General features: G+C 37.4%; 8 protein-coding genes. 1 reads left to right on the forward strand and 7 read right to left on the reverse strand.

The annotated features are described in order from the left end of the window. Positions 1 to 9 precede the first annotated feature (9 nt). From HNP77_RS06050 to HNP77_RS06060, 3 genes are all read right to left on the reverse strand, one after another. Positions 10 to 1,653: an ABC transporter permease gene (locus HNP77_RS06050; RefSeq protein ID WP_184652279.1), complete on the reverse strand. Its 1,644-nt coding sequence runs from the start codon at positions 1,651 to 1,653 to the stop codon at positions 10 to 12. A 33-nt stretch (positions 1,654 to 1,686) separates the two neighbouring features. Further along, positions 1,687 to 2,679, reverse strand: coding sequence for an ABC transporter substrate-binding protein (locus HNP77_RS06055; RefSeq protein ID WP_184652280.1), 993 nt, complete (start codon positions 2,677 to 2,679; stop codon positions 1,687 to 1,689). A 102-nt stretch (positions 2,680 to 2,781) separates the two neighbouring features. Then, the gene (locus HNP77_RS06060; RefSeq protein ID WP_184652281.1) at positions 2,782 to 4,125 is read right to left on the reverse strand and encodes an aminopeptidase; all 1,344 of its coding nucleotides are present in this window, start codon (positions 4,123 to 4,125) and stop codon (positions 2,782 to 2,784) included. A gap of 75 nt (positions 4,126 to 4,200) precedes the next feature. On the opposite strand from HNP77_RS06060, the gene HNP77_RS06065 reads away from it, so the two are divergent. Continuing rightward, positions 4,201 to 6,534, forward strand: a complete 2,334-nt coding sequence (locus HNP77_RS06065; RefSeq protein WP_184652282.1) for a radical SAM protein — start codon at positions 4,201 to 4,203, stop codon at positions 6,532 to 6,534. Between the two features lie 79 nt (positions 6,535 to 6,613). Here HNP77_RS06065 and HNP77_RS06070 read toward each other — a convergent pair whose 3' ends face one another. The 4 genes from HNP77_RS06070 to HNP77_RS06085 form a co-directional block, all read right to left on the reverse strand. Next, entirely contained in the window at positions 6,614 to 9,001 is a 2,388-nt protein-coding gene (locus HNP77_RS06070) for a helix-hairpin-helix domain-containing protein (RefSeq protein WP_184652283.1), read from the reverse strand. 127 nt (positions 9,002 to 9,128) lie between these two features. Beyond that, positions 9,129 to 9,941 (reverse strand): ATP-dependent sacrificial sulfur transferase LarE, encoded by an 813-nt coding sequence (larE, locus tag HNP77_RS06075; protein WP_184652284.1) that lies wholly within the window; start codon positions 9,939 to 9,941, stop codon positions 9,129 to 9,131. 75 nt (positions 9,942 to 10,016) lie between these two features. Then, positions 10,017 to 11,567, reverse strand: coding sequence for a sodium/proline symporter PutP (putP, locus tag HNP77_RS06080; protein ID WP_184652285.1), 1,551 nt, complete (start codon positions 11,565 to 11,567; stop codon positions 10,017 to 10,019). A gap of 76 nt (positions 11,568 to 11,643) precedes the next feature. Continuing rightward, on the reverse strand, positions 11,644 to 12,924 hold the full coding sequence (locus tag HNP77_RS06085) for a DUF763 domain-containing protein (RefSeq protein WP_184652286.1): 1,281 nt from the start codon (positions 12,922 to 12,924) through the stop codon (positions 11,644 to 11,646). Between the last annotated feature and the right edge of the window lie 6 nt (positions 12,925 to 12,930).

Raw genomic sequence — 12,930 nt, forward strand, 5'->3', positions numbered from 1 at the left:
TACAAATGTTTATTCCTTATGCTTTTTAAGAAAATTCAAAACAACAATTCCAATCGCAAGAATACCAAAAGTTAAAACCGTCAGAATTAATGCCAGAGAAGCTGATTTTCCCCAGTCTCCCTGCTCTGCCAGATTTACAATATTAATAGAAGTTAATGGCGTATTAAAAGAAACTAAAAAAATTACAGCACTTAAAGTTCCGACACCACGAATAAAATCATAAATAAAACCGCCAAAAATTCCGTCCGCACTAAGAGGAACTATTATTTTTGTAAGAGTAAAAAGCTGATTTGCACCAAGCGACCGGGAACCATCATCAAGGGTCGTCTTAATTGTGGAATATGACTGTGAAATAATTCTATAACTGAAAGGCAAAAATGCTACAGTCATGGCAATTATAATCAGCACAAACGAATTATTAAAACCAACTTTTTTTGAAGCAAGAAGAATAGCAAGTCCTAAAAGTGAACCTGGAATTGAAGATGGAATCTGTGCAAAAATATCCAGAGTCTTTTTTAAAGGCATTTCCGTTCTATGAACCACATAAGAAGAAAAAACCGCAATGACCGTACTTAAAACTGCAGAAATCAAAGCAAAACTCACAGAATTTTTCAAAGAAACAGAATATCTGCCGGACAAGACTGATTTTATATGATTCAGCGTAAAGGTCGTATTAATTCCCCAAAGCTTCTGAAAAGAACCAAAAATAATCGCTACAAACTGCAGCATTACACAAATAGAAACAACTATGACAAAAAAACTAAAGATTATTGTTGCCGGCCTGTTGAAATTTTTTACATCAGAATTTAACGATGACTTATAATACTTTTCCGGATTAAAATTTAAATTCATAGAAGCTTTTGTAAGTTGTTTTTTTAATAAATAATTCTGAACCAAAAATAATATCACAGAAGGAATAACAAGAATTATTCCAAGAACTGCACTTGTTTTTATATTTAACCAGCCTGTCAGCTGTGTATAAATTTCTACAGCAAGAACCCTAAACCTTCCTGCTACAATAAGCGGATTTCCAAAATCACTTAAAACATTTACGGCTACAAACAAAAATGAAGAAATTATTCCTGAAAAACTAAGTGGAAGTGTAATTGTAAAAAAGATTTTTAAACTTCCGGCTCCCATACTTCGTGCTGCCTGCTCAAGATTCTGATTTATTCCCTGCAGACTTTGCAGACAAATTAAATATGACAGCGGAAAAAAACAGAGACTTTGGGCTATTACAAGTCCTTTAAAACCATAAAGCGAAATATCAAGTCCTAAAAGCGTATGCGTAATAAACCCCTGTCTTCCAATCAAAAGAATGAACGCAAGCCCGCCTACAAAAGGAGGTGTCATTAAATGCACAAGGGGAACATACGAAAAAAAACGCTTAAAGGGAATATTTGTTTTTACAACGGCGTATGCAAAAAAATATCCAATTATAACGGCTGCCAGAGAAGAAAAAATACATTCAAAAAAAGTATTCTTTACGGATTCCTTAAAAATTGCAGAAGAAAAAACAAGCTTAAAATCTTTTATTCCGGCAGAAAGTAAAACGCAGAAAAGCGGAAAAACTATAAATCCTATAAAAAGAATAATCAAAAGAAGCCAAACAATTAATAATGATTTACTGTTTTTTCTAAAATCAATCTTCATACGTTTCCTTTCTGCTTGCACTGCATTTGCAATCTATTTTACTTCTTTTGCCCAACGCTCCAGAACATCATTCTTTTGAGTTGCAGCAAGATCTAAATCATAATCTATTAAATCAATCTCACTTAAAGCAACAGAACCTTTTGCTGGTGTTGCATCAGGATTTACCGGAAGTGTAAAATCAATTGAACTCATAAGTTCCTGTGCTTTTGGAGAAAGCATAAAATCTACAAATTTTTTTGCAGCTTCAAGATTTTTTGTATTCTTTGTAATTGCAATACAGTCAACATCACCTACAGATTGCGGAGGAGCAATAACTTTTACATCAAAACCATCAGCATTATACTTTGCAAGGGCATGAATATAAGAAACACCAAGAGCATACTCACCGGTTCCAATTAATTTTGCTGGTGCAGAACCTGAAGTAGGAAATTGTCCAACAAGAGGGGCCAGTGTCAAAAGATAATCCCAGCCTTTATTCCATCCAAGCCGCTGTAACTGATTTTGAACAAAAAGATAAGCTGTTGAAGAAGCTATCGGATTAGTAAGAACTATTTCTCCCTTATATGCAGGATTCAACAAATCTTCCCATGTTTTTGGCTCAGGAATTGAAGAAAATTTTTGAGCATAACGCTTTGTATTTACTCCAATTCCCAAAGTCAAAATACAAAATCCGGTATATTCTCCATTAGGAGAAAGTGCATATTCAGGAATATTTTTTGCAAGAGGAGAAACATAAGGCTCTAAAGCACCTGCTTCCGCTGCCTGCATATGATATGCTGTTGCACCACCAAGCAGAATATCAGCCTGAGGATCATCACGTTCTGCTATAATCCTGTTTACAAGTTCTCCAGTTGTTGCCCGTAAAAAAGAAACCTTAATTCCCGTCTCTTTTGTAAAAAGATCTGTTAATGCCTGGGTTTCTTCCTCATGAATAATTGAATAAATATGCAGTTCTTCTTCCTGAGCACAGGAAGAAAGCAAAAATCCAAAAATACATGCAAATACGATCCAGATATTTTTTTTCATAAAAGCCTCGTAAATTGTTAAATAAAATTGATATTAACAAAATACAAGGTTTTACAAGGTTTTTATATAACCAGATTTAAAAAAATATTATCTTACCACAATTTATATAGTAAGAAATGCCTTATATGCTTTATAAGCTTCCTCAATATCCGTACGGGAAGTTATTTCCCATGGAGCATGCATACTTAAAACAGAAACGCCTGCATCAAGAACATACATTCCATACTTTGCAGCAAGATATGCAATTGTTCCGCCGCCACCCTGGTCAACTTTACCGAGCTCTGCCATCTGATACTTTACATTATTCTTATCAAGAACATTTCTAAGCTTAGCAATAAATTCAGGAGATGCATCACTTGCACCACTCTTTCCGCGACTTCCAGTATATTTGTTGAATACAATTCCACCGCCAAGTAAAGATGCATTTGCTTTATCATACAGATCACCATTCATAGGATCATATGCAGCATTAACATCACTTGAAAGCATATTTGAATTATTTAATGCACGGCGAACTTTAAGTTCAGAATATTCCCCAAGCCGGTCAACAACTTCTGCAACAGCATTCTCAAAGAAATGACTTGCCATACCGGTGGCACCCACACTTCCGATTTCTTCTTTATCAACACAGATACAAACGTTTGTTCTTTTTTCTGCCTTTGATTCAAAAAGAGCACGGGCACTTGTATAGGCACAGCTTCTGTCATCCTGTCCATAAGCAAGAATAAGAGAACGGTCAAATCCAAGATCCCTTGCTTTTCCTGCAGGAACAATTTCAAGTTCTGCTGAACCAAAATCCTTTTCTGTAATTCCGTATGCTGATTCGAGAAGCTTGAGGATATTTTTCTTAGCAGAATCTTTTTCTGCTTTAGAATGTCCTTCTGAATTATCATCAGTTTTAGGATCACAGCTGCCGATAATCAGGTCAAGATTTTCTCCAGGAATAAAATCACTTGCAGTTTCTTTCATCTGCTTCTGTGCAAGATGAGGAAGAATATCGCTGATACAGAAAACAGGATCATCTTCCTTTTCTCCAATACTTACGTTAACCACAGTTCCGTCTTTCTTACATACAACACCATGAATTGCAAGAGGAAGCGTTACCCACTGATACTTTTTAATTCCACCGTAATAATGAGTGTTCAGATATACAACAAAATCTTTTTCATAAACTGGATTCTGTTTTACATCAAGACGCGGTGAATCAATATGAGCACCAAGAATATTCATACCGTTCTGAATGTCATCAGTACCGATATCAAAAAGCGCAACGGCTTTACCAAATTTTGTTACATAAACTTTATCGCCGGCTTTAAGTGAAGTTACATCACAGATATTTTTGTATCCGTTTTTTTCTGCAAGAGCTACAATGGCGTTGCAGCACTCCCTCTCAGTTTTTCCGTTGTCTAAAAAGTTTTTGTAATCGTTAATAAGTTCTTCGTTCATAATTTTTTCTCCATTTTCGCGGTGCATTCTACATCAAAAATTGCCGAATGTCTGTAAAAAGTGTAAATTCATTCTATGAAAGTTATTATTATTCAACCGCCATTAGTTCAACTTAATACCGCATATCCCAGCGGTGCATACCTGTCTTCTTTCTTTAAGAAGCTTGGCCATGAAGTAAAATGGTACGATCTCAGTATTAAACTGTTTCATAAGATTTTTTCTAAAGACGGACTTACTAAACTTTTTAACCTTACTCAAAACAAAGCCCTTAAACTTGCACAAACTGCCCGGACTTCCGGTGATGATAATACCTTCTCAAACCTTATGTCCTATCTTTCTCAAAGTCAGGCATGGATTAACTGGATAGACCTTATTATAAACATTCTTACAGACGGAACAAATTACAGTTCCAGAGAATTATGTCACCGCTTTATTTTTTCTCCTGATGCACCCCGCGGAATGAGAATGAATAATTATCTGGAAAATCTCAATCACGAAGCTTCCGTAGACGATGCAAGGTTTTTAGCAACCATGGCACTGGCAGATATCGCCGATTACATCACAGCAGTATTTGATAAAGAATTTGCCCTTATCCGTTACGGTGAATCAATCACTGTAAGTGAAACAAGTTTTTCTCAAATAGAAAAAGGACTTTCCTCTCCTGTTCTTACGGAATTCTATAAAGAAGTACTGGAGGATGTTTTTAACCCAACGTCAGGATTACATCCGGTAGTCTCTGAATCTACAAATCAAAAAACGCTGGTCTGCATAACCGTACCTTTTGCCGGAACTTTTTCTGCAGCCCTATATACAGGCAAATACCTGAAATCCGCTTTTGGAGACAGTCTTTTTATATGTGCCGGCGGAGGATTCATTAATACAGAACTCAGGGATTGCAACGAACGTTCGTTAGCAAATTATTTCGATGCTTTAAGCTATGACAGAGGATACGGAAGTTACATCGATTTACTGTCTTCCAGTTTCCTGAACACAGCTGCCTCTCAAAAAACTACCGAATGTTCATCAATAAAAACTTCAGAAAACCCCGAAAACAAGCCAGATTCAGCTGCTTCTGCCATAACTAACGACCGTAAGCTTTATAAACTAAAGTTATTTACCCTAAATCAAACCTATGAACATACGGACGTTAATCCAGACTTACAGAAATTAGAAGACGAATACACCGCATCCCTTACACCTGATTTTACCGATATCGATTTTTCAGAATATCCACGGGTTTGTGATGACATAAATCCTATGCAAAGAATGTGGAGTGACGGAACCTGGATAAAAGCCTATCTTGCCCACGGCTGTTACTGGCACCGCTGCGCTTTCTGTGATACAACCCTGGATTATGTAAAAGCCTACAAGCCCACAAAAATTCAGCCTCTATATGAAAGTCTTAAAACCCAGTGCCAGGAAAAAAATGTCTACGGAATTCATTTTGTAGACGAAGCTCTTCCCCCAAAAGCCCTTACGGAATTTGCACTCCTTAACATGTCCGAAGGCAACCAGCTTTCTTTTTGGGGAAACGTACGTTTTGAAAAAGTATATTCAAGAGATATGGCAGACTTCCTGTCATACGGAGGTTTACTCGGAGTTAGTGGCGGCATAGAAATTGCAACAGGTACCGGCCTTAACGAAATTAATAAAGGAACAGATTTAAACTCTATAGTCAGTGCCTGCTGCGCTTTTAAGGAAGCCGGCATTCTCGTTCATGCATACATGATTTACGGATACTGGCAGCAGGGAGATCTTGATACAATTAATTCCATGGAAACACTCAGACAGCTTTATGCAGCCGGTCTTCTTGACTCAAGCTTCTGGCATAAATTTGTCCTTACCCGGCACTCTGGAATCTATTCAGAATGGCAGCAGGGACTTCACCCGGAACTAAAACCAGTTGAAATAAAAAACGCCGGCATCTTTGCAAAAAACGGACTTCACTTTGAAGGCGAAAATAAATCTGAAAAATTCGGACGGGGATTAAACATCGCTCTTCAGCACTGGATGCATGGAGAAGGATTAAACAAAAATGTAGGAAAATGGTTTGATTTTAAAACTCCGCAACCAAATATTCCTTCTGATTTAATTGAAAAAGCCATAGCCATTTACGAAAAAAAACGGGATGAAAACTTTGCACAGCCTGTTAATCCAGATAAAGCCTTCTGGCTGGGAGGAAAGCTTCTTACAATGAATAATACTCTTATCTGGAATTACAAAGGAGAACTTTTTGAAGAAAGAATTCCCTCCGAACAAAAAACAATTTCAGAAATTCTCTGGCAGTTAAATCCTTCATCAGAGAATCGCAAAAAAGCTGTTTCACAATTAAAAGATGTTATTCAAAAAAATCCACAGATTCAAAAATTAATAAAAAAATTCAGGGGCAGGGGACTCTGCGTTTTATAAAAAAGAAGGGCTGTCCGGAAAACATATACTTTCCAGACAGCCCGTTGTTTTTAGAAAAGAAAATTATTCTTCTGCCAGCTTATTTTTTAAGAAGTGCAGCAAACGGATTGTATGAATATCCATCATCACTTCCATAGTTCTGTCTTTCACGGCGCTGACCTGCAGGACGATTTCCTTTATCAAAAGATTTTGTTCCGCCAGCTGTACCTGAAGCACCGCCTTTCTTAACAACAACAATCTTTTTCTTTCCTGTAGAACCAGAAGAAGAACCGCTTGTTCCCCTTGAAGCAGCATCACTCTTAAGAGAAAGAGAAATACGCTTACGGTCCATATCAAGTTCGATAATTGTAAATTCCTTTACATCACCAACTTTTATAACATCCATAGGATCACTTACATATTCGTCGCTCAATTCAGAAATATGAATCAATCCAGTTTCATGAAGACCGATATCAACAAAAGCACCAAAGTCTACAACGTTCTTTATCTTTCCGGTTACTTTCATTCCTACTTTAAGATCTTCAAAATTAACAACTCCCTTCTGCATGATAGGAGCAGGGTAGCCGTCACGAGGGTCACGATTAGGTTTTGCAAGTTCTTCAATAATATCATTAATAGTTGTTTCACCTACAGAATACTTTTCTGCAAGTTCTTTCTTTGCAGCAGCCGTTATTTTTTCTCCAGACTTAACCAGAGGAAGAAGTTCAGATGCTACAGGATAATTTTCCGGATGAACCCAGGTATTATCAAGAGGATTTTCTGATTCAGCAATCTTAAGGAATCCTGCACATTGCTCAAAAGCCTTTGGTCCAAGACCCGGAACCTTGCGGAGATCTTCACGACTTGTAATCTTTCCGTTTTCGTCGCGGTATTTTACAATTTTCTTTGCAAGGCTGGCATTAATTCCGGAAACATATTTAAGAAGCATATAGCTGGCTGTATTAAGGTTTACACCAACCTGATTTACAACTGAACCAACAACTTCATCAAGAGTTTCACTAAGCTTTTTCTGATTTACATCATGCTGGTAAAGACCAACGCCAATTGCTTTAGGATCAATCTTTACAAGTTCTGCAAGCGGATCCTGAAGACGGCGGCCCATAGAAATTGCACCACGAATAGTAAGGTCAAGTTCAGGAAATTCTTCCGTAGCAACAGGAGAAGCAGAATAAACAGAAGCACCTGATTCATCTACAACAGTGTATTTTACATCAGCATCAGAATAGTTTTCGCTGAGAACTTTTGCAACAACAGCCTGAACTTCCTGAGAGCCAGTACCGTTTCCGACAGCTACAACCTGAATGTCATACTTGTCGATAGCATCATTAAGCTGCTTATATGCATCTTCCGGCTGCTGTACCTGGAAAATCTTAAAGTAACCGAGATATTTACCTGTTTCATCAAGAGCAGCACATTTTGTTCCGGTACGAATACCTGGGTCAATACCAAGAACACGGCTTCCCTTAATAGGCTGAGTCATAAGAAGGTTTTTAAGATTCTCACTGAAAATACCGATTCCGTGATCATCTGCTTCATCTGTCTCATCACTGCGGATTTCACGAAGAACTGCAGGAGAAAGAAGACGAACAACACCATCTTCAATAGCATCAGCATAATATTTGTTTGAATATTTAACTCTCTTCTGAATTTCTGAAATAGCTGCTTCAACATCTACATCGAGAGTAACTTCAAGAGCACCTTCGCGTTCTGCACGGTTTATAGCAAGAATACGATGCGGCTTTACCTGATTGATTGGTTCTGAATAATCCCAGTACATCTTGTATGTTGATGTCTTTTCTGCAGTTTCAGCATCCTGACCTTCTGGAACAACACCTTTTGTCTTAAGGGTTCCGGTTTCCATGTAAAGATCATGAATTGCCTCACGATTTTTTGTATCCTGAGAAATACGTTCAGCAATAATATCTTTTGCTCCGGCAAGTGCATCTTCAGCAGATTCAACATTAAGGGCAGCATCTTCATTATCAGTCTTTATAAATTCTGCAGCTTTTGCTTCTACTGCCTTTTCATCATTTTCTCCGCAAATAAAATCTGCAAGAGGTTCAAGACCTTTTTCCTGTGCAACCATTCCGCGGGTCTTCTTCTTTTTCTTAAACGGAGCCCACAGATCTTCAAGTTCTGTAAGAGTTTTTGCACCTGATGCTGCATTATAAAGAGTTTCTGTAAGTTTTCCCTGATTAAAAATACCCTTTATAATTTCAATACGGCGTTCTTCAAGATTTTTATATGATTTGAATAAGTGATCACAGTCAGTAACCTGAACTTCATTCAAATTATCATGCTTTTCTTTGCGGTAACGAGAAATGAAAGGAATCGTACATCCTTCATTAACCAGGCTGATAACAGCGCTAACCTGCTGAACACGAATATTTAATTCTTCAGCAATTTTTTTCATAATTTCCACTTCGTTAACAACGAGTGCGTCCATTTGTTCTTGTGTGAATTCCATAGGCCGATATTTTACGTTTTTTTATCAATAGGGTAAAGTTGAAAAGAGTGTGTATTGCCTGTGGAAAACTCAGGTATTTTTCCACATTTCCTGTGGATAAGTAGGGTAGTTTTCCACAGACAGCCCGTCATAGATTTTTTACAGCTTCATTCATACTTCCGGAACGAAACCCCTGAAGATCAAGAGAAACATATATAAACCCGGCTTCCTTAAACTTATTTACTATATATTCTCTGTTTTCCAGGAGCTTTTCAAAATCTTCTGTATATATTTCAATTCTGGCAGAGTTTTCTCCATGCAGTCTTACCCTGAACTGTTTAAAGCCCAGTTCATATAATACCTGTTCCCCTGAATCAATCATCTCCAGCTTATGTTTATTTATAATTTCTCCATAGCCGATTCTTGTAGCAAGACAGGCAAAACTGCTTTTATTCCAGGTAGACAGCCCAAGTTCTTTAGAAAGCTGCCTTATTTCTTCCTTATATAAACCGCATTCCTTTAAAGGACTTTTTACACCAAGTTCCGCTACAGCTTTCATTCCCGGACGATAATCTCCTGTATCATCCATGTTGCTTCCTTCACACACAATTCCTATATTTTTAGATTCAGCATAATCAAGTATCTTCGTAAAAAAATTTTTCTTACAATAATAGCAGCGGTCTTTTACATTTTTTACAAATTCATCTACGGCAAAACAGTCTGCCTGTAGAATTTCATTTTTAAATTCATACTCCCTGCACAGCGCAAGAACTTCTTCGTACTCCCGATTGGAAAAAGCAGCCGATTTTATCGTTACAGCAACAGCCTTCTCTTTTAAAACATCTGAAGCAACTTTCATCAAAAAAGTAGAATCAACTCCGCCAGAAAAAGCTATTACCGCAGATCCAGCACTTCTGAAATATTCTTTCAGCGCTTCATATTTTTTTTGAAGTTCATTCATACTTTCCTCACAAAAAAAAACTGCCTTATAGAAAATCTTTCCTAAAAGGCAGCTTATATTTTTCTAGATTAACTGTTAATCTTCAAGAGCTTTATACTTTTCAAAATCAGCAAGTACTTCAGGATTCTTATTCTTATCAAACAAACTGACAATAACTGTACCTAAAAGATTTATTACAAATCCAGGAATAATCTCATAGATGCCGAATATCCAGTGTACGTCAGCACCAATGCCATGCCATACTACAACTGTAACTCCTCCAAGAATCAGACCTGTTATGGCACCCTTGTTAGTTGTTCCTTTCCAGAAAAGTGCTAAGAGAACAAGAGGACCAAAAGTAGCACCAAATCCAGCCCAGGCATAGCTTACAAGATCAAAAATAGAACTGTTAGGATTAAAGGCAAGAATAAATCCTACAATAGCTATTACAAAAACAGTGATACGGCTTACGTTAAGAACTGTTTTTTCACTAGCCTTTTTACAAAGAAGATTCTTAAAAATATCGCGGCTAAAAGCTGATGAAGCAACAAGAAGCTGACTGTCTGCAGTACTCATTGAAGCAGCAAGAATTGCACACAAAAAAATTCCGGCAATAAAAGCAGGATACATCTTACTCATTGTTACACTAAATACAGTTTCGGCATCACCTGTTGCAAATCCAGAAACAGATGCACCAAGAATAATGCCATGTTTATAAAGGTAAGAAGTTCCCAAAGTTCCGATTATAAATGTTCCGATGTATGCAATAAGCATCCATGAAATACCAATCCGGCGGGCTTTTTTTATTTCAGCATTTGATCTTATTCCCATAAAGCGGACAATAATATGCGGCATACCAAAATATCCAAGACCCCATGCAAGTGCAGAGATAATAGAAATACCGCTGTAATTTTTATTTGCAATAAACTTCGATTTAAGGATTTCACCGAATTCTCCGCTCTGTGCACGATCCATAAATACTTTTACGCTTTCAATTGAATCAGAGAATCCCCCGAGAGAAATAACGGCAATCACTCCAGAAACTATGAAGGCTACAAATATAAGGGTTCCCTGTATAAAATCAGTTGTACAAACAGCGATATATCCACCAAGAATTGTATAGCTCAAAATTACTATAAGACCGATTACAAGTCCCACATAGTAATTTAATCCAAAAACAGACTGGAAAAGTTTTGCACATGCAACAAATCCTGAAGCTGTATAAATAGTAAAAAACAATACAATAAAAACTACAGATATTATTGAAATAAGATTTGTCTTGTCTCTAAAACGGTTTGTAAAAAATTCAGGAATTGTTATTGAATCACCAAATGCAATTGAACATTTGCGTAAAGGTTTTGCAATAAAAAGCCAGGCAAGATATGTTCCGGCAAGCAGACCTATTGCTGTCCAGAAGGTTTCCCTGAATCCACCAAGGTAACAAAGACCTGGAAGTCCCATCAAAAGCCATGCTGAAGAATCACTTGCTTCTGCACTTAAAGCCGTTACCCATGGTCCTACTTTTCTTCCACCAAGAAAAAAATCTGATGAACTGTTGTTTTTCTTTACACTTCTCAAACCAACATAAACCATCATTCCCAGATAAATTGCAAATGCAATTAATTTTGCAACTGTTGCTGCCGTCATCTAAAACTCTCCTAAAAAATATCTGAGAAAAGTCTAAATAATATGGAGAATAAATGCAATGATAAATCAAGAGGTATTACCTGTCTTTACAAGTACGTCCGCCCCATTCTTTTGAATGTAACTTTTCATGTGCAATTGCTGCATCAAAATCTGCTTCTGGAGAACAGTTTCTTTCTATCTGAAGAGCTGTAGCATGAAGTCTTTTCAAGCAGTCAGATTTTTCGTTATAACCAAGCTTTGCCTTTTCTATAGCATCTCCGAGAATTGCTATGCTTTCATCATATACTCTTGTAGGAACAGGGAAGGGATGTCCGTCTTTTCCTCCATGTGCAAAACTAAAGCGGGCTGGATCTCTGAAACGGCTTGGCGTTCCATGAATCACTTCACTAACGAGCGTTAGCGACTGTAAAGTTCTTGGTCCCAGTCCAGGAGTAAGCAGTAAACTTTCAAAATCCGGATTATTGTTTTCATAAGCTGTAGCCAGAACTCCACCCAGACGCTTCAAATCCACATCTTCTGCACGAACTTCATGATGAGCAGGCATTATACAATTACGACTACCGTTAGTTAGTATAATTTCTTCCCCAGGTGATTCCTCTTCTTCAAACAAAGAAAGCTGACCGGAAGATTCCTTTTTAACTGGATTCGACAATCGAATTATATCTTTTAACTCCCGAATGGTAGTATCAGGGTTTTCATTGGACAAACTCAAAATAGAAGACCTGGTTTCTTTTGCATCAGCTGCCGTCAGATTAAGAATTTCTCCTGAATTCTCACCAATAACCCCTGTATGAGGTTCTTCTACAAACGAACGTAAGTTAGCAGAACACCAGTGATATCTTCTTGCTGTTTTGGCTTCCACATTCATTCCCTGCTGAACTACCGACCAGTCACCTTCTGTAGAAATAATAAAATTATGCTGATAAAGCTGATAACCATCCTGTACAGCTGTATTATCAACCTTTGCACACAGTTTGCTGGATTTAACAAGAGCATTACCATCTAACCCGGTTTTATCACTTATCTCTAATAATTCATCAGGAGTCTTTCTGGAAAATTTACCTCTGCCACCGCACACATAAAGACCAAATTCTCTGGACCTGGCATTTATTCCACGTTTTAACGCATACATTACACTTGTAGTAATTCCTGAAGAATGCCAGTCCATTCCTAAAACGCTTCCCAAAGACTGAAACCATAAAGGATCACTTATCCTGCGTAAAAATTCTTTTTTTCCATAATTAATCAAAAGGGCTTCTACTATTTCTGTTCCTAACAGCATCATTCTGTCTGCAAGCCATTTTGGAACTATCCCTGTATGTAGAGGAAGATCTGCATGTCCTGTACGTTTAATCATAAAATA

Origin of the sequence: Treponema rectale, from assembly GCF_014202035.1 — a bacterium.
In the GTDB taxonomy this organism is placed as follows: domain Bacteria; phylum Spirochaetota; class Spirochaetia; order Treponematales; family Treponemataceae; genus Treponema_D; species Treponema_D rectale.